This window comes from Collinsella sp. CLA-JM-H32, from assembly GCF_040098165.1.
In the GTDB taxonomy this organism is placed as follows: Bacteria; Actinomycetota; Coriobacteriia; order Coriobacteriales; family Coriobacteriaceae; genus Collinsella.
Genome location: NZ_JBBNMZ010000012.1, coordinates 14,453 through 31,934, shown reverse-complemented (window position 1 = coordinate 31,934; position 17,482 = coordinate 14,453). Strand labels below are relative to the sequence as shown.

General features: G+C 60.9%; 16 protein-coding genes. 1 reads left to right on the top strand and 15 read right to left on the bottom strand.

Going from position 1 to position 17,482, the window contains the following annotated elements; all coding sequences use genetic code 11:
- Window positions 1–10: 10 nt before the first annotated feature.
- From fabZ to AAA021_RS08010, 8 genes are read right to left on the bottom strand one after another with little or no spacing between them, the layout of a single operon-like run.
- Complete coding sequence (gene fabZ / locus AAA021_RS08045; RefSeq protein WP_099432064.1) at window positions 11–433, bottom strand: 3-hydroxyacyl-ACP dehydratase FabZ; 423 nt, start codon at window positions 431–433, stop codon at window positions 11–13.
- 9 nt (window positions 434–442) lie between these two features.
- Window positions 443–916, bottom strand: a complete 474-nt coding sequence (accB, locus tag AAA021_RS08040; RefSeq protein WP_022094191.1) for an acetyl-CoA carboxylase biotin carboxyl carrier protein — start codon at window positions 914–916, stop codon at window positions 443–445.
- Between the two features lie 3 nt (window positions 917–919).
- Window positions 920–2,167 carry a beta-ketoacyl-ACP synthase II gene (fabF, locus tag AAA021_RS08035; protein WP_349088794.1) on the bottom strand — a complete coding sequence of 416 codons (1,248 nt, stop codon included), beginning with the start codon at window positions 2,165–2,167 and terminating at the stop codon, window positions 920–922.
- A gap of 39 nt (window positions 2,168–2,206) precedes the next feature.
- On the bottom strand, window positions 2,207–2,980 hold the full coding sequence (gene fabG / locus AAA021_RS08030) for a 3-oxoacyl-[acyl-carrier-protein] reductase (protein WP_349088792.1): 774 nt from the start codon (window positions 2,978–2,980) through the stop codon (window positions 2,207–2,209).
- 30 nt (window positions 2,981–3,010) lie between these two features.
- Window positions 3,011–3,937 (bottom strand): ACP S-malonyltransferase, encoded by a 927-nt coding sequence (locus AAA021_RS08025; protein ID WP_349088790.1) that lies wholly within the window; start codon window positions 3,935–3,937, stop codon window positions 3,011–3,013.
- Window positions 3,925–4,869: an enoyl-[acyl-carrier-protein] reductase FabK gene (gene fabK, locus AAA021_RS08020; protein ID WP_349088789.1), complete on the bottom strand. Its 945-nt coding sequence runs from the start codon at window positions 4,867–4,869 to the stop codon at window positions 3,925–3,927. The genes AAA021_RS08025 and fabK overlap by 13 nt, the downstream gene beginning before the upstream one ends.
- 2 nt (window positions 4,870–4,871) lie before the next feature.
- Window positions 4,872–5,108 (bottom strand): acyl carrier protein, encoded by a 237-nt coding sequence (locus AAA021_RS08015; RefSeq protein WP_349088787.1) that lies wholly within the window; start codon window positions 5,106–5,108, stop codon window positions 4,872–4,874.
- 51 nt (window positions 5,109–5,159) lie between these two features.
- Window positions 5,160–6,119, bottom strand: coding sequence for a beta-ketoacyl-ACP synthase III (locus tag AAA021_RS08010; RefSeq protein ID WP_349088786.1), 960 nt, complete (start codon window positions 6,117–6,119; stop codon window positions 5,160–5,162).
- A 176-nt stretch (window positions 6,120–6,295) separates the two neighbouring features.
- On the opposite strand from AAA021_RS08010, the gene AAA021_RS08005 reads away from it, so the two are divergent.
- Complete coding sequence (locus AAA021_RS08005) at window positions 6,296–7,072, top strand: biotin--[acetyl-CoA-carboxylase] ligase (RefSeq protein WP_349088784.1); 777 nt, start codon at window positions 6,296–6,298, stop codon at window positions 7,070–7,072.
- 115 nt (window positions 7,073–7,187) lie between these two features.
- Here the strand turns inward: AAA021_RS08005 and rpsJ are convergent, their stop codons facing one another.
- From rpsJ to AAA021_RS07970, 7 genes are all read right to left on the bottom strand, one after another.
- A complete protein-coding gene (rpsJ, locus tag AAA021_RS08000) occupies window positions 7,188–7,496 on the bottom strand; it encodes a 30S ribosomal protein S10 (protein ID WP_022094184.1) in 309 nt (102 codons plus the stop codon).
- Between the two features lie 60 nt (window positions 7,497–7,556).
- Window positions 7,557–9,656, bottom strand: a complete 2,100-nt coding sequence (fusA, locus tag AAA021_RS07995; RefSeq protein WP_152067423.1) for an elongation factor G — start codon at window positions 9,654–9,656, stop codon at window positions 7,557–7,559.
- 19 nt (window positions 9,657–9,675) lie between these two features.
- Window positions 9,676–10,149 (bottom strand): 30S ribosomal protein S7, encoded by a 474-nt coding sequence (gene rpsG, locus AAA021_RS07990; RefSeq protein WP_006235013.1) that lies wholly within the window; start codon window positions 10,147–10,149, stop codon window positions 9,676–9,678.
- A gap of 73 nt (window positions 10,150–10,222) precedes the next feature.
- On the bottom strand, window positions 10,223–10,600 hold the full coding sequence (gene rpsL / locus AAA021_RS07985; RefSeq protein WP_006235012.1) for a 30S ribosomal protein S12: 378 nt from the start codon (window positions 10,598–10,600) through the stop codon (window positions 10,223–10,225).
- Window positions 10,601–11,144: 544 nt separating this feature from the next.
- Entirely contained in the window at window positions 11,145–12,221 is a 1,077-nt protein-coding gene (locus AAA021_RS07980; protein WP_349088782.1) for a DUF4179 domain-containing protein, read from the bottom strand.
- The gene (locus AAA021_RS07975; protein ID WP_349088781.1) at window positions 12,172–12,846 is read right to left on the bottom strand and encodes an RNA polymerase sigma factor; all 675 of its coding nucleotides are present in this window, start codon (window positions 12,844–12,846) and stop codon (window positions 12,172–12,174) included. The genes AAA021_RS07980 and AAA021_RS07975 overlap by 50 nt, the downstream gene beginning before the upstream one ends.
- A gap of 154 nt (window positions 12,847–13,000) precedes the next feature.
- Entirely contained in the window at window positions 13,001–17,476 is a 4,476-nt protein-coding gene (locus AAA021_RS07970; protein ID WP_349088779.1) for a DNA-directed RNA polymerase subunit beta', read from the bottom strand.
- Between the last annotated feature and the right edge of the window lie 6 nt (window positions 17,477–17,482).

The following is a 17,482-nucleotide window of genomic DNA, read 5'->3' as shown; positions in this document are numbered from 1 at the left end:
GAAGCCTTCCTTAACTTTCGTGCATGAGTGCAAAAGACATGTCGGCGCGGCAACAGACCTCACCGTTGACGCTTGCAGTACCCGTCGCAAAGCGGAACGGCCCGCGCGCACGCGTGATGGAGCACACCAGATCCACCGTATCGCCCGGGCGCACCGGACGCTTAAAGCGCACCTTGTCCAGACTCGTGTAGAACGGCGTCGCGCCGCGCGCCTCCTCATCGCCCATCAGCAACACGCAGCAGTTTTGGGCGAGCATCTCGCACTGGATCACGCCGGGGACCACCGGGTTTCCCGGAAAATGCCCCTGCAAAAAGTATTCGTCGCCCGTAATCGTGATCTTGCCGTGGGCCTCGTCGCCCACCAGCTCGGCTTCGTCGAGCAAAAGCATCGGCTCGCGATGCGGTAACAGCTTCTTGAGCTCTTCTTTGTTCATGGATATCACCTATCCGATCCTCATGAGGCAGCTGCCAAACTCCACGAGGTCGCCGTCGGCCACGCAGATCTCGAGCACCTCGCCGTCTGCCTCGGCCGTCACCTCGTTGAGAACCTTCATGGCCTCGATAATGCAGAGGGTCTCCCCGGCCTTGACCTTAGAGCCCACGTGCACAAACGGCTCGTCGCCCGGCGCCGGGGCAGCATAGAAAACGCCGACCATGGGAGCGGTCACCTCGGTGCCCTTGGGCTCCGGTGCGGCGGCAGGTGTCTGCGCGGCGGGCTCCGGTGCGGCAGGCGCGACTGTGGGAGCTGCAACTGGAGCGGCCATAGCGCTCGGCATGGGCATGGGCACGGCAACCGGCTGTGCGGCGCTCGCGCGCTCGAGTTCGACCGCGGTGCCATCGGGCTCCTCAACGCGCACGCGCGTGAGGCCGCGGTCCTCCATAACATCGGCTATCTCGGCAAGTCTTTTGGAATCCATGCTCTAGCTCCTCGTATATCTACGCAGCGCGATGGCGGCGTTGTGCCCGCCAAAGCCTAGGTTGGTCGAAAGCGCCCAGGTAAGGTCGGCGCGAACTGCGCGATTGGGCGTGTAGTCAAGATCGCAGGCGGGATCGGGCGTGCGGTAGTTAATGGTCGGCGGCACCACGCCCTGCTCGAGCGCCATGGCGCAGGCCATGACCTCGATGGCGCCCGTGGCACCGATCATGTGGCCGGTCATCGACTTAGTCGACGAGACGTGCGCGGCGCGCGCCGCGTCCTCGCCGAGCGCACGCTTAATGCCCGCCGTCTCGGACGAATCGTTGAGCTTGGTCGATGTGCCGTGGGCATTGATGTAGAGACCCTCGGAAGGCTTGACGTCGCCCTCGGTCACCGCCAGCGATATCGCGCGGGCAATGCCGGCAGCCTCGGGATCAGGACTCGTGATGTGATAGGCATCATCGGTGTTGCCGTAGCCCACGACCTCGGCATAAATGTGCGCACCGCGCGCCTGCGCATGTTCCATGCTCTCGAGCACGAGCACGCAGGCGCCCTCGCCCATCACAAAGCCGTCGCGGTCTGCATCGAACGGACGGCAGGCCGTCGCGGGATCGGGGTTGGTGGTCAATGCGCGGCAGGACGTAAAGCCCGCAACGGCATCGGGGATAATTGCAGCCTCGGCGCCGCCCGCGAGGATCGCGTCGGCATAGCCGTGCTTGATGGCGCGGAACGCCTCGCCCACCGCATGGGCCGAGGTTGCGCACGCGGTCACCACGGGCAGGGTCGGGCCCTTTGCCTTGTGGCGGATTGCGATATTGCCCGATGCCATGTTGGGGATCATCATCGCGATCATATAGGGCGATGCGCGGCGGGGCCCACGGTCGGCAATCGTATGGACGTTGTCGACGAGCGTCTGCATGCCGCCCACGCCCGAGCCCACGTAGACGCCCAGGCGCTCGCGATCGATGGCGCCTTCGACATCAAAGCCCGCATCGTGCATGGCTTCGTCCGAAGCCGCCATCGCAAACTGAACGCAGGGGTCGAGATGCTTGGCGTCACGCTTGCCAAAGTACTCGTTGCCGTCAAAGCCCTTGACCTCTGCTGCCACCTTGACGGCAAACGCATCGGTATCGAAGTGCGTGATCGGACCGATGCCGCACGTTCCGGCGCACATGGCCGCCCAGGTGGCAAGCGCGGTGTTGCCGAGCGGCGACACGGCACCGATACCGGTGATTGCAACTCTCTGTTCCATCATGGTCTCCTCATCCAAGCCGTTCTTCGGCCCTGGTTTCTACATCGCCATTCCGCCGTCGACGCGCACGACCTCACCCGTAATGTAGGCAGCCGCATCACTCGCCAGAAAGCGCACCACGCCGGCCACCTCCTCGGGGCGCGCCATGCGCTTAAGGGGAATCTGCTCCTCGGTTACCGTACGCACCTTCTCCGAGAGCTTTGCCGTCATATCCGTCTCGACAAACCCGGGGGCAACCGCGTTCACTCGTACGCCGCGGGGCGCAAGCTCGCGCGCCACCGCCTTGGTCAGGCCGATCACGCCCGCCTTGGAGGCAGCGTAGTTGGCTTGCCCGGCATTGCCCATCAGGCCCACGACCGAGCTCATGTTGACGACGCAGCCGCCGCGCTGGCGCATAAAGGTCTTGGTGAGCGCGCGCGTCGTGTTAAACGTTCCTTTAAGATTGACATCGAGCACGCGATCGAAGGCGTCATCGCCCATGCGCATGAGCAGGCCATCGCGGGTGATGCCAGCGTTGTTGACGAGCGCCCAAATGGAGCCAAAGTCGTTGAGGACCGCTTCCACGCACGCGTTGACGGCAGCGGGGTCGGCCACGTCGCATTGATATGAGCGCGCCGCGGCGCCAGCCGCCTCGCAGGCGTCGCACGTCTCGCGCGCCGCATCGACGCTGCCGGCATAGACGACGGCGATATCGTAGCCATCCTCCGCCAGACCGATAGCGCAGGCGCAGCCGATACCCCGCGAGCCGCCCGTGACCAGTGCCACGCGACGTGAGTCGTTGCGCTCGAGCGCGCCATTGTTCAAGTTGCCCATGTCATTCCTTTCGGGTTACAGCCCTGTGGACTATGCGAGCTCGTCGGCAATAGCTGCGACCTGCTCGGCCGTCTCGCACGAATACACACGAACGTCGCTCAGCGTACGCTTGACCAGGCCGGACAGCGTTTTGCCGGGGCCGACCTCAATAAATGTGTCGATGCCTTGATCCTGCAGAGCATGCAGCGTATCGACCCAGCGTACGGCATGGCTCACCTGATTGGCCAAGACATTCGATGCCGTCTGGGGGTCTGCCGGATAGGGCGCCGCTGTCATATTTGCCAAAACAGGAATGAGCAACGGGGACGGCGCGTGACCGGCCTCAATATATGCGGCAAGGCCACAGGTCGCCTCGGCCATATAGGGGCTATGAAATGCACCCGACACCGCGACCTTCATGGCGCGGCCGCCAGCCTCTTTTACTAGGACGTCAAGGGTCTGCAGCGCATCGGGCGCTCCGGCCACAACCGTCTGCTGGGGACTGTTGTAGTTGACCGGCCAGCAGTCCTCGCCGGCCTGCGCAGCCAGGTTCTCGACTTGCGCAGCATCAAGTTTGATGACGGCGCGCATGCCGCCGGGGTGACGCTCGGCCGCCGTGGCCATCAATGCCGCGCGCTCACACACGAGCTCAAAACCCGCTCGCGCATCGAATGCCCCCGCAAAGGCGAGTGCAGCGACCTCGCCCAGCGAGAATCCCGCACAGGCGGCAGGCACCACGCCGCGCTCGCGCAGGGCGACGGCGACAGCCAAGTCGTGCACGAACACACAAGGCTGCGTGTTCTCGGTCTGCGAGAGCTCCTCCTTGGAGGCGCTCCGGCACTGCTCGCTCGTCCCCGGGCGCGCCTCATCGGCAATGGCGAACACCTCGGCGGCCGCCGGCGATGTCTCGATCAGGTCGACGCCCATCGCGGGGTGTTGGGCACCCTGGCCGGCAAACAGAAACGCTACGCTACCCATGCGGACGCACCCTTCAGGACGCGCTCGGCGCCATCGACCAGGTCGTCAACGATTTCGCGTGCGCTCTGGCGCTCGTTGACCATGCCGGCAATCTGTCCACACAAAAACGAGCCCTCTTCGTAATTGCCGTCCTTGGCGGCCTTGCGAAGGGCGCCCGTGCCCATGGCCCCGAGCTCCTCGACACTTACGCCCGCCGCCTCGCTCTTGGCGTAGGCGTTGGTGAAGGGGCTCTTGAGGGCGCGCACCGGATGTCCCGTCGAGCGGCCGGTCGCACGCGTCGAAGTGTCGTTGGCCTTCAGGACCATCTCCTTGTACTGCTCCGAGACGGTGCACTCATTTGCAACGAGAAAGCGCGTACCCACCTGGACGCCGGCAGCGCCCAGCATAAAGGCGGCCGCCACGCCACGGCCGTCGGCAACACCGCCGGCAGCCACTACGGGAATGTCGACCGCATCGACGACCTGCGGCACCAGTGCCATCGTCGAGGTCTCGCCAATATGGCCGCCCGATTCGGTGCCCTCGGCAACAACCGCTGTGGCTCCACGACGCGCCACGAGACGGGCGAGCGCCACCGAAGCCACAACGGGGATGACCTTGACGCCCGCATCGTTCCAAGCTTTCATGTACTTGGTGGGATTACCGGCACCAGTCACCACAACGGGCACCTGCTCATCGATCACAACCTGTGCAACCTCGTCGGCAAACGGGCTCATGAGCATGACGTTAACGCCAAAGGGCTTATCCGTCTTGGTGCGCAGCTCATGAATCTGGTCGCGAAGCCAGTCGGCGTCGGCATTCATAGCCGCGATGATGCCTAGGCCGCCCGCCTCGGATACGGCCGATGCCAGTGAGGCGTCGGCAATCCAGGCCATGCCGCCCTGGAACACGGGCTTTTCGATGCCGAGCAGATCGCAGAGAGGAGTCTTGAGCATCTCTACTTCTCCAATGCCGCCTCGACCGTATCGGCGAACTCGCCGACCGTCTTGGGGTTCTCCTCGGTATCGAGCTGAATGCCAAACTCGTCCTCGACGGCGACGAGGATCTCGACGGTACCCAGACTGTCGAGACCAATCTCCTCGAGCGTGGACTCGGGCTTCACCTCGACATCGTCAAGACCGGCGGTCTCGCGGATAACGTCGCAAACGCGCTCGAAGGTCTTCTGATCTGCCATGGTAGTTCTCCTTTGGTTGTGCCCTAGGGCGTTTTTATTTCCTATGTGCGACTACTTCCAACGAAGCAGATAGCCACCTATATCCAGACCGGCGCCAAATCCAACCAAGGCGATGGTGTCGCCCGTGTGAAGTGCACCGGCGTTTGCCAGCCGGTCGAGGGCAAGTGGAATGCATGCGCTCGAAATGTTGCCGGTCTCGCGCAGCGTTCGAACCACACGCTCGTCTGGCACGCCCAGACGCTTGACCGCCTGACTCAGGATTCGTTCGTTAGCCTGATGGAATACAAAATGATCGATGTCCTCGACCGCGATACTCGCGTCGCAGGCGAGCTTGTTGACCGTGTCGCAGATGGCGTTGACGCCGAACTTGAACACGCGGCGGCCATTCATGGACAGCACGCTCGCGCTATCTGCGGAAGCCTTAAACGGCGAGGTGCCGACCAGACCGGGAACGCGCAACGTCTCGACGTCGGGCGCCGTCGAAAGCTCAACGGCAAGGGGACTGTCTCCCCCAGCCTCAATCACTGCGGCGCCTGCCCCATCGCCAAAGAGCACACAGGTGGCACGGTCGGTCCAGTCGAGCGCGCGCGTCATCTGCTCGGCAGCAACGACAAGCACGCGCTCGGCGCGACCGCGGGCGATATAGCCCTCGGCGACATCGAGCGCAAATACGAAGCCGGCGCAGGCCGCCGAGACATCGAAGGCAGGGCACGTCGCGCCAAGTCGCTCAGCAACGGCACACGCCTCAGCGGGAACAAGGTGGTCACCCGTCGTCGTCGAACAGACGATCAGATCCAGCTGGCTCGCGTCGATTCCGGACACCTGGAGTGCCCGCTCGCTCGCCGCTACGGCAAGGTCGTCAAGTGACTCGGTGGTGCAGACGTGGCGGCTCTTGATACCTGTGCGGGTAAAAATCCACTCATCCGAGGTATCGAGGAACTCAGACATCTCGTCATTAGAAACACTGCGCTTAGGAAGCGCCGAGCCTGTTCCAAGAATCGTGAAACCCATCACTAACCTCCTTTGGATTGTTGACGTGTTTACATCGACCAAGAGAGGATAGCGCATTTTAGTCGTTGTTGACGTATTAACATTAAATTGTCCAAATGCGACAAAGGCTTCACATAGTGTCTATCTCTCGACACCATTACGCGATTGCCTTATTAACTTAGGAGGTAGCAACCGTTATGAATGCCCAATTAACGATAGTCGACGTAACCGGATCGACCAACGATGACCTGCTCGAAGCAGGAAAACAGGGAGCGCCGCACGGCACAGGACTTGCCGCCCGGGCTCAAACAGCAGGACGCGGCCGGCGCGGCCACAAGTGGGATTCAACCGCCGGCAACTTATTGCTTTCGCTTGTCCTGCGCCCATGCGTTAATCCTGCAAAGTTCTCTGGTCTTGCCGCCGTCAGCGGCCTAGCGGTGCTCGAAGCACTCGAAAAGCAGGGTCTTGCAAACGAGATTCGCCTTAAATGGCCCAACGACCTTGTCGCGCGAGGACGCAAGCTCGGCGGCATTCTGGTCGAGGCCGCACGCGATAACGAAGGCAACCCCTTTGCGGTCTGTGGCATCGGCGTTAACGTGAACTATGTGCCCGCGGAGGTTCCCGATGGCGGCCTGCCCGCAATCGGCCTGTCAGACCTCAACAAGAACGTTCCCGCCGTCGACATGCTCCTCGATGAGGTCTATCACGCAGTTATAGACGCTGTAGATGCCTGGGCAGAACGCCTCAACGCCAAGGAAGAAGACGCCGGTCCGCTCGCGCCCGTCCACGACGAATATATCGCTCACCTCAATTGGATTGGGAAGCACGTTATCGCCCGCTCCCCCGCTGGAGACGAGCTGACGCGAGGCATCTTTAAAACGGTCGATGACTTTGGTCGCGCGTGCATCGAAACGGAAGACGACTTGCGATCCTTCCATTTTGAGGAGGCATCGCTGCGTCCCTTGAGCGAATAGGGCGCCGCAACCACCTACTCGGCAGCATTACCCGGCAGTCCAAACCATCATTCAAAACAAAAGGGCCCCGCTACCGAAACGGCAGCGAGGCCCTTTAAGCTATGAGCGATATCGCTTAGAGCTTGATGTCGATGTCGACACCAGCGGGGAGGTCGAGACGCATGAGCGAATCAACGGTGCCCGAGGTGGGGTCGAGGATGTCGATGAGGCGCTTGTGGGTGCGCATCTCGAACTGCTCACGGGAGTCCTTGTTCACGTGCGGCGAGCGGATAACCGTGTACAGGTTGCGCTCGGTGGGCAGGGGGACAGGACCGGAAACGCGAGCGCCGGTCTTCTGAGCGGTCTCGACGATGAGCTTCGCGGACTGATCGACGACCTCGTGATCATAGCCCTTGAGGCGAATGCGGATCTTCTGGGTAGCCAACTTAAACCTCCAAAGAGTGCGAGAGATGTTCTCGCGGATTACGTAACAGGGAGCTCGAACTTAGGCGTTCTTGCTCATGACCTCGTCCACGATGGACTTGGGCGCGGGCTCATAAGAGTCGAACTGCATCGTGTAGGATGCACGGCCCTGGGTCTGGGAGCGAAGGTCGGTAGCGTAACCGAACATCTCGCCCAGCGGCACCTTGGCACGGATGAGCTTGCTGTTCTTGCGATCCTCCATGCCCTCGATCTTGCCGCGGCGACCGGAGAGGTTGCCCATAACGTCGCCCATGTACTGCTCGGGGGTCTCGACCTCGACAGCCATGATCGGCTCGAGCAGCTGCGGATCGGACTTCTTGAGGGCGTCCTTGATAGCCATGGAACCGGCGATCTTGAAGGCGGCCTCGGAGGAGTCGACCTCGTGGTAAGAACCGTCGAACAGGGTGACCTTAACGTCGAGGACCGGGAAGCCGGCGATAACACCGGTGTTCAGGGCCTCCTGGATGCCCTTGTCGATGGACGGGATGTACTCCTTGGGCACGACGCCGCCGACGATAGCGTTGACGAACTCGTAGCCGAAGCCCTCCTCCATCTTCTCGAGCTTGATGACGGCGTGGCCGTACTGACCGCGACCACCGGACTGACGGACGAACTTGCCCTCAGCCTTCTCGACGTCGTGACCAGCGGTCTCGCGGTAGGCAACCTGGGGCTTACCGACGTTAGCGTCAACCTTGAACTCGCGGAGCAGACGGTCGACGATGATCTCGAGGTGCAGCTCGCCCATGCCGGCGATGATGGTCTGGCCGGTCTCGTGGTTGGTGGACACCTGGAAGGTCGGGTCCTCCTCGGCGAGCTTGGTCAGAGCCAGGGACATCTTGTCCTGCTCGGCCTTGGTCTTGGGCTCGATGGCAACGTCGATAACGGGCTTAGCGAACTCGATCTTCTCGAGAACGATCTCCTTGCCCTCTTCGCACAGGGTGTCACCGGTGGTGGAGTTCTTGAAGCCGACGCAAGCGACGATGTCACCGGCGGCAGCGTCGTCACGGTCGATACGCTCGGCGGCGTTCATTTCGAGGATGCGGCCGAGGCGCTCGCGCTGACCGTTGGAAGCGTTGACCACGTAGGAGCCGGACTCGGCGCGGCCGGAGTAAACGCGGACATAGGTGAGCTTACCGACGAACGGGTCGGTCATGATCTTGAAGACCAGACCGGAGAAGGGCTCGTCGAAGGAAGGATGACGCTGGATCTCCTCGCCGGTGTCCGGATCGGTACCGGTGACGGCCTCAACGTCGAGCGGGCTGGGCAGGTAGTCGACGACAGCGTCGAGCAGCTCCTGAACGCCCTTGTTCTTGTAGGCGGAGCCCACGAAGACGAGGTTGAGCTCGTTGGCCAGAACGCCCTTGCGCAGAGCGGCCTTGAGCTCCTCGACGGTGAAGTCCTCCTCCATGAGGATCTTCTCCATGAGCTCGTCGTCAAAGCTGGCAGCAGCGTCGAGGAGCTCCTCGCGCTTGGTGGCAGCGATGTCGGCGAACTCAGCCGGGATCTCGTCCATCGGCTCGGGGTAGGTCATACCCTTCTCGTCGGCCTTGAAGTCCCATGCAGTCATGGTGACGAGGTCGATGACGCCCCAGAAGTTGTCCTCGGCGCCCATCGGGACCTGAGCGGCCACGGCGTTAGCGTCGAGACGATCCTTCATGGTCTCGATAGCGTTGAAGAAGTCAGCGCCCACGCGGTCATACTTGTTGATGAAGGCGATGCGGGGGACGTTGAAGGTAGAAGCCTGACGCCAAACGGTCTCAGACTGGGGCTGAACGCCGGCAACGGCGTCGAAGACGGCGACAGCGCCATCGAGGACGCGCAGGCAGCGCTCGACCTCGGCGGTGAAGTCAACGTGGCCCGGGGTGTCGATGATCTGGATGCGGTAGTCCTTACCGTCCTTGTTCCAGAAGCACGTAGTAGCAGCGGAGGTAATGGTTACGCCGCGCTCCTGCTCCTGAACCATCCAGTCCATGGTGGCAGCGCCCTCATGGACCTCACCGATCTTGTGGGTCTTACCGGTGTAGTAAAGAATACGCTCGGTCGTGGTGGTCTTACCGGCATCGATGTGGGCCATGATGCCGATGTTACGGGTATCGGAAAGCTTGTACTTAGGCTTAGCCATGTTAGTTCCTTACCTTAACTTACCAACGATAGTGAGAGAACGCGCGGTTGGCCTCGGCCATCTTGAAGACGTCCTCACGCTTCTTGACGGAAGCGCCCAGGCCGTTGGAAGCGTCGAGGATCTCGTTGGCGAGACGCTCGGCCATGGTCTTCTCTTTGCGAGCGCGGGAGAAGTTGACGATCCAGCGGATACCCAGAGCGGTGGAACGACGGGAGTTGACCTCCATCGGGACCTGATAGGTAGCGCCACCGACACGCTTGGGCTTAACCTCGAGCGTAGGCTTGACGTTGTCCATAGCCTTCTTGAAGGTAGCGAGAGCGTCGCCACCCTCGGACTTCTCGGCAACGATCTCGAAAGCGGTGTAAACGATGCGCTCAGCGGTGGCCTTCTTGCCGTCAAGAAGGACCTTGTTGATGAGCTGAGTCACCAGGCGGTTGTTGTAAACGGCGTCAGGCTGAACCTCACGACGATTAGCTGCTGCACGACGCGGCATGTGAAATCTCCTTAAGTGTCTACCGTGCGGCGCTTAGGCGGCACACGGCGAAAGTATCAAAACGTTATCTGGCTTATTTGGCCTTGGGGCGCTTAGCACCGTACTTGGAACGGGCCTGCATACGGTTCTGGACCGGAGCAGCGTCGTAGGCGCCACGGATGACGTGATAACGGACACCAGGGAGGTCACGGACACGACCGCCGCGGACGAGCACGATGGAGTGCTCCTGCAGGTTGTGGCCCTCACCCGGGATGTAAGCAGTAACTTCGATGCCGTTGACGAGGCGAACACGGGCAACCTTACGAAGAGCCGAGTTCGGCTTCTTGGGGCTCGTGGTGAAGACGCGGGTGCACACGCCGCGCTTCTGGGAGTTGTGCTGCAGAGCAGCGTTCTTGGACTTCTTGGGCACGGAACGACGGCCCTGGCGAACCAGCTGGTTAATAGTAGGCAAAGCGTACTCCTTCTCGAATGATTCCAGCTTTCTGTAAAGTGCAACGGCTTGAATCGAGGGGTCAGCATCCCCCTACGAAACACGCAGTTCGATAGGATACGTGGCGTTAGCTGTGCCGTCAACAGACCACGCCGCCGGGCGTATCCCAAAATTGGCACATTTCCGCAAAGCCTACACAAAAGGAATCCCCTTCTGTGCGCGGGGGCAGATTCCCGGAACGGGCCGCCCGCTGTTTAAGTTTGCTGCTCTACAGTCCTGCGCAAGACGGAAAGCACATTAAGTGCTTTCCTTTGCGTGCGGAACTCGCGACAAACTTAACCCCTGTGCCGCCCGGCCCGGGAATCCGACGTGCTCGTCGGGGCAACGTTCCCTGCCAAAAAGGGACAGGTTTATTTTGGTCGGTTTTATCTGGAAAAACGCCACTCTTCACGGTGATCCGCATCCATTTGCTACGTTCTTCCGAGAATCAGACGAATAACGTCCAATCCACTCGTCCATATAACGCTAAAAAGGCCGCTTCCCCCCTTGGGAAGCGGCCCAGACTTTACGAATAAACGATGGTAAAGGGTACTTCTGTTTCGGTCTCTCCTGTTGATGTGTACCTCGTGCCCTCAAGGGTTACCGAGACCACTTGATCGACATTGATCAGTTTTGTCGGCACCGAGATGTTCTCTCCGCTATTGCGCGTCAGCGAGACATAGAAATTGTACGCGCCCGCAGTATCATCTTCGATAATCTGCTCCGATCCATCCTTGTAGGTAACGGTCAACTTTTTCGTGACTGCGTCAATGCCCAGATCATCGATGTGCGTCTGGATGGAAAACGGGCTGATCTCGAGAGGCGAGTCATCGGAGCGGAGTTCCTTTGTATCGACGTACGCTCCGACGCTAAACTCGGGCGTCGATGCCTCGAACGGCTTCGCATCCTCGCCTTCGCCCTCTGTCCAGGAGATATTCCAAGTGACAGCGCGTCGTAAATCTCGATCGCGATTCCAAGATGCAAAGTACATCGTGCCGTTAATGACCGTGTCGCTTGATGTGTCTTTATCAATTGTGCAGCGTGTGTCAGCCCATTCCTCGCCGAAGTTCATGCTGGGCGTGCCGATGCCTTGTTCTTCTTCACCATAGAGAACAAGTTCGCCTGTCTCTGCTGCCGGCTTGTAGTAGTTAACGCCATTTGGATTGGACAGCGTAAACGTCACGGCACCGCAACCGTTTTTATCGATAGCCATCTCATGGATATCAAGCGTATAGCCGTTACCCTCGACGGACAGATTAACCTTCTGGACTGTGCCCTCCAGGCTTTGGGGCACAATGCCGTCACCAAACTCTCTGGTGTAGGTGTATTTAGTCCCCGATGAGCCGCCATTAGTCCAGGTAATGGAATCCCCGTTGCCGTGGTTTCCCCAGGCTGAGGCAAAATAGCTGGAATTGATAACGGCGTAGGCGACCCCTCCGGTCGCCAACGCTCCGACAAGACACCCGATAACCGCAACATAGAGGGGCTTAGCATGACCCCTTTTGCGAAGCGGCTCGCCTTCAGCTGCATTAAGAACGCGATCGGCAAGATCGCTATCGGCTTGGATGGACTCGAAGGCCTGCTTGATTTGATTGGATTTCACGGTCGCCCTCCTCTAGGATGAATTTGAGCTTCGATCGACCGCGAGCTAAACGCGTTCGAACGGTCGCGGCTGGCACATGCAGTAACTCGGCAATCTCTGAGGTCGAAAAGCCCAGATAGTAATAGAGCGCGATGGGGACGCGGAATCGCTCCGGAAGTCGCATAACGTCTGACAGGACCGCCTTGGTCTCATCCTGCGCCGCCGAAAGCGAATCGGCCAGGTTCTCAATATCCTCCACACGCCTCCATGGCTTTCGAAAGAGCGATTTGCATTCATTGATCGTGACCCGGATAAGCCAGCGGCGAAGATGCTCCCAACTTTCAAAGTGTCCATCGCTTTTAAGCAGCTTAAGAAAGACATCCTGGGCAACATCGTCGGCGTCGGCACGATCGCGCAGGTACGTCAATGCGATTCGAAACACGACATCACGGTGATCCTCGACCGCCTGTCTAAATGCTTGTTCTTCCATAATCACCTCCCGGTGATGCTGATGTTTCTTGTTGAGGCCCTCACCATAGATACGCTTTGACCGAACGAAATGTTTCAAATTCAAGCAGGAAAAACCTACCAAAATAAGCCTGTCCCTTATTGGCAAGGGATCAACGGAACGCAACAGGTTGAGCATACGCAAGCGAGCGGCCCCCAGAGCGTACAAGGTGGCATGAAAAAGGCAGGGCATTGACCTTTTGGTCATGCCCTGCCTTTTGAATGACAGATTGTAGCTCTGGGGGCCGCGCAGCGACGGAGGTCGCCGCCGTTCGTTAGAACGGCGGAACTAGTTACTCCTCGTCGTTGTCCTTGGCCTCTTCGGCGTCGTCAGTGTCCACGAGCTGGTTGAGCAGCTCGTCGAGGGAAGCCATGTCCTCGTTGATCGCGCCGTTGGCGGGAGCCTTCTTGTCGTCGATCGGGGCGCCCAGGAGCTCCTCGTCGGCGTCGGCGTGATGCGTCGGAGCGGAGGTACCCAGCAGGATATCGTCCGGACCGTCGGGGCTAAAGACCATCTGCAGCAGCTGCGAGAGGTCTTCCTCGTCGGCAACGTCGTCGTTGTTCTCGAGGATGTAGAGCAGGTCGTGGGCCTCCAGGCCGTCACGGAGCTCCTCGATCGCCTTGGCACCGATACCATCGATGCGCAGCAGATCCTCCTCGGACTTGCCGACCAGGTCGCCGACCGTCTCGATGCCGACCTCGCTGAACTTGTTGGTCCAGCGCTGCGACACGCCCAGGTCGTCGAACAGGTACAGGCGAGCCTTCTCGGCGGAGATGGTATGGCCGTTGCGGGTGAACGAACCGTCAGCACCACCGAACTCGTCGTAGCCGGCCCAGTCGAGCTGCTGCGGGAGCTGCTCGTCCAGGTCCTTGAGCTCAACCGGAGCCCACTCGGGCAGCGACTTGGCGTTGGGCGAAGCCGGACCGTCGATGTCAACATAGCCGTCGGCCGTGCGATACGTCAGCTTGGCGTTGGCGTACGGCTTGAGGCCGGTACCGGCCGGGATCTTCTTACCGACGATGACGTTGGACTTAAGGTCGAGCAGGTGATCGACCTTGCCCTCGATGGCAGCCTCGGTAAGGACGCCAGCGGTACGGATGAACGAAGCGCTCGACAGCCAGGAGTCGATGTTGGACGCGACCTTGAGCGTACCCAGGATGACGGGCTCGGCCACGGGAGCCTGACCGCCCAGACGGGCAACGCGCTCGACCTCGTCGGCGAACTCGTAGCGGTCGACGTACTGACCAAGCAGGTACTTGGAGTCGCCGGGGTTGGTGATCTGAACGCGACGCAGCATCTGACGTGCGAGCACCTCGATGTGCTTGTCGTTCAGGTCGACGCCCTGGCTGGTGTATACGTCCTTAACGCTCTCGACGAAGGTGTGCATCGTCGACTCGATGTCGGTCAGCTTGCGCAGGTTGCGGAAGTTGACGAAGCCCTTAGTGATCTGATCGCCGGCGCGAACCTCGCAGCCGTCCTCGATCTCGGGCATAAAGCGCACCGAAGCGGGGACGCGGCGCTCGTCGAGGACACGGGTGTGATCCTCGGAGTCGGTGAGCGTCAACACGTACTCGGACTTCTCGGGCTTAATCGAGAGGTGGCCGGAGTACGGAGCCAGCTCGGCCTCGCGACCCAGGATCTTCTCGTTGACGTTGCCGACGATATCGAACATACGGCTGACCGTAGGCAGACCCTGCGTAATATCGTCGACGCCAGCGACGCCGCCGGAGTGAATGGTACGCATCGTAAGCTGCGTACCGGGCTCGCCGATGGACTGGGCGGCAATAATGCCGACCGCGGTACCGATGGCGACCGGACGACGGGTGGAAAGATCCCAGCCGTAGCACTTCTGGCACACGCCGTACTTGGAGCGGCAGGTGAGCAGCGCGCGAAGCTTGACCTTCTTGAGGCCCGCATCGACCATCTTCTGGATGTCGGCGACCTTCTCGATGTAGCCGTCCTGCTCAAAGAGCACGGTGCCATCGGGAGCCACAACGTCCTCGATGAAGCAACGGCCGACGAGGTCGGCGTTGAGGTCGGTGGTGCCGGGGATGATGAGGTTGTAGGTAACGCCCTCGTGCGTACCGCAGTCCTCCTCGCGGACGATGACGTCCTGGGCCACGTCGACCAGACGACGGGTCAGGTAACCAGAGTCCGAGGTGTGGGATGCGGTATCGACCAGGCCCTTACGGGCGCCGTAGGTCGAAATGAAGTACTCGAGCGGCAGCAGGCCCTCGCGGAAGTTCGCCTTAATGGGAAGGTCGATCGTCTCGCCGGACATGTCTGCCATCAGGCCACGCATGCCGCCGAGCTGACGCAGCTGGGTCTTAGAACCACGGGCGCCGGAGTCGGCCATCATGTAGAGCGGGTTCTCCTCGTCGAACAAGTCGAGCATGAGCGCTGCGACCTTGTCGGTACAAGCGGTCCACTCGTTAACGACTTCGATGTGGCGCTCCGTCTCGTTGATGAAGCCCTCCTCGAAGTACTCGTTGATCTGGTCGACGTTGGCCTGGGCGCGATCGAGCAGCTCCTGCTTCTCGGCAGGGATGAGAGCGTCCCACACCGAGATGGTGAGGCCGGCGCGGGTAGCGTAGTGGAAGCCGGAGTACTTGATGGCGTCGAGGATCGGGCCGACCTTGGCCTCGGGGTAACGATCGCAGCAGTCGGCAACCAGCTTGGCCACATCGCCCTTGACCATCTTGTAGTTCATGAACTCGTAGTCTTCGGGCAGGCACTGGCGGTTGAAGATGATGCGGCCGATAGAGGTCTCGAAGCGCGCGGTCTTGTTGCCGGTGACGTCGTAGTCGACGAACTCGTTCTTGCCGTTCTTGACGCGGAAGATACGGGTGCCGTCCTCGTTGATGACGTTGGCGTTCTCGGCGGACACGCGAACCTGGATCTTGGCCTGCATGTCGACCTCGGAGCGGCAGTCATAGGCGTGTAGCGCGTCGTCGAAGCTGGCGAACACGTGGTTCTCGCCGGGCAGGCCGTCGCGGACCTGGGTGAGGTAGTACACACCGATGATCATGTCCTGCGAAGGGATGTTAACCGGCTTGCCGGATGCCGGCGAGCGCAGGTTGTTCGCAGAGAGCATGAGCACGCGAGCCTCGGCCTGAGCCTGGCTGGACAGCGGCACGTGGACAGACATCTGGTCGCCGTCGAAGTCGGCGTTGAAGGGCGAGCAGACCAGCGGGTGCAGGTGGATAGCCTTGCCCTCGACCAGCACCGGCTCAAAGGCCTGGATGGACAGACGGTGCAGGGTCGGTGCACGGTTGAGCAGCACGACGCGACCGTCGATGACCTCTTCGAGGATATCCCACACAAAGGTGGCACCGCGGTCGATAGCGCGCTTGGCGCCCTTGATGTTCTCGACCTTGCCGAGCTCGACCAGGCGCTTCATGACGAAGGGCTTGAAGAGCTCCAGTGCCATGGTCTTGGGCAGACCGCACTGGTGCAACAGCAGCTTGGGGTCGGTAACGATTACCGAACGGCCGGAGTAGTCGACACGCTTGCCCAGCAGGTTCTGACGGAAACGACCCTGCTTGCCCTTGAGGGCCTCGGCGAGCGACTTAAGCGGGCGACCGCCACGGCCAGAGACCGGGCGACCACGACGGCCGTTGTCGAACAGGGCGTCCACGGACTCCTGGAGCATGCGCTTCTCGTTGTTCACGATGATCGCAGGGGCGTCCAGGTCGAGCAGGCGCTTGAGTCGGTTGTTACGGTTGATCACGCGACGATACAGGTCGTTGAGGTCGGACGCGGCGAAGCGGCCGCCGTCGAGCTGGACCATCGGGCGCAGATCGGGCGGAATGACCGGGATGACATCCAGGATCATGTTCGCGGGGCTGTTGCCGCCCTTCAGGAAGGCGTCAACGACCTCGAGGCGCTTAACGGCCTTCTCGCGCTTCTGCTTCTGGGAATCCTCGTCGGCGATGATGGCCTTGAGCTTCTCGGCCTCGGAGGGGAGGTCGATGGCAGCGAGCAGGTCGCGGACGGCCTCGGCACCCATACCACCCTTGAAGTACATGGAGTAGTAACGGGTCATCTCGCGGAACAGCGGCTCATCGGAGATGAGGTCGCGCTCGGTGAGCTTCATGAAGGCGTTGAAGGCGTCCGTGCGGAGCTGCTTCTCGTCCTTGCACTCTTCCTCGATGTCGACGATGCCAGAGGCGATCTCCTCGGGGGTCAGCGGCTCCTCGTCGGAGAACTCGTCAAAGTTCTCGGGGTTGCCCTGCTCCTTGAGGGACTCGATCTGGCGGGCGCACTCGGCATCGATCTCTTCCAGATCGGCGGCGAGCTCCTCGCGCAGGTCGTCAGCGTCGGCCTCGCGAGCCTCGTAGTCGACCTCGGTGATGATGTAGCTGGCAAAGTACAGAACCTTCTCGAGGTCCTTGGACTTGATGTCGAGCATACGGCTCATCGGGAAGCTCGTGGGGCTCTTGAAGTACCAGATGTGGGACACGGGAGCGGCGAGCTCGATGTGACCCATGCGCTCGCGACGAACCTTGGCCGAGGTGACCTCGACGCCGCAGCGCTCGCAGACGATGCCCTTAAAGCGGATGCCCTTGTACTTGCCGCAGGAGCACTCCCAGTCCTTGGCGGGACCGAAGATCTTCTCGCAGAACAGGCCGTCCTTCTCGGGCTTGAGGGTACGGTAATTGATGGTCTCCGGCTTCTTGACCTCACCGTGCGACCAGGAACGGATCTGGTCGGCGGAGGCAAGGGAGATCTTTACCGAGTCAAAATCAGTAGCTTCGAAATCTGCCACAGTCAA

Bases quoted from the DNA above. Each gene is read 5' to 3' on its own strand.
- fabF (WP_349088794.1), bottom strand. From the start codon at position 2,167: ATGGAACAGAGAGTTGCAATCACCGGTATCGGTGCCGTGTCGCCGCTC.
- rpsG (WP_006235013.1), bottom strand. From the start codon at position 10,149: ATGCCGCGTCGTGCAGCAGCTAATCGTCGTGAGGTTCAGCCTGACGCC.
- AAA021_RS08025 (WP_349088790.1), bottom strand. From the start codon at position 3,937: ATGGGTAGCGTAGCGTTTCTGTTTGCCGGCCAGGGTGCCCAACACCCC.
- fabZ (WP_099432064.1), bottom strand. From the start codon at position 433: ATGAACAAAGAAGAGCTCAAGAAGCTGTTACCGCATCGCGAGCCGATG.
- fusA (WP_152067423.1), bottom strand. From the start codon at position 9,656: ATGGCTAAGCCTAAGTACAAGCTTTCCGATACCCGTAACATCGGCATC.
- AAA021_RS07975 (WP_349088781.1), bottom strand. From the start codon at position 12,846: ATGCTCAACCTGTTGCGTTCCGTTGATCCCTTGCCAATAAGGGACAGG.
- fabK (WP_349088789.1), bottom strand. From the start codon at position 4,869: ATGCTCAAGACTCCTCTCTGCGATCTGCTCGGCATCGAAAAGCCCGTG.
- AAA021_RS08010 (WP_349088786.1), bottom strand. From the start codon at position 6,119: ATGGGTTTCACGATTCTTGGAACAGGCTCGGCGCTTCCTAAGCGCAGT.
- AAA021_RS08015 (WP_349088787.1), bottom strand. From the start codon at position 5,108: ATGGCAGATCAGAAGACCTTCGAGCGCGTTTGCGACGTTATCCGCGAG.
- fabG (WP_349088792.1), bottom strand. From the start codon at position 2,980: ATGGGCAACTTGAACAATGGCGCGCTCGAGCGCAACGACTCACGTCGC.
- accB (WP_022094191.1), bottom strand. From the start codon at position 916: ATGGATTCCAAAAGACTTGCCGAGATAGCCGATGTTATGGAGGACCGC.
- AAA021_RS08005 (WP_349088784.1), top strand. From the start codon at position 6,296: ATGAATGCCCAATTAACGATAGTCGACGTAACCGGATCGACCAACGAT.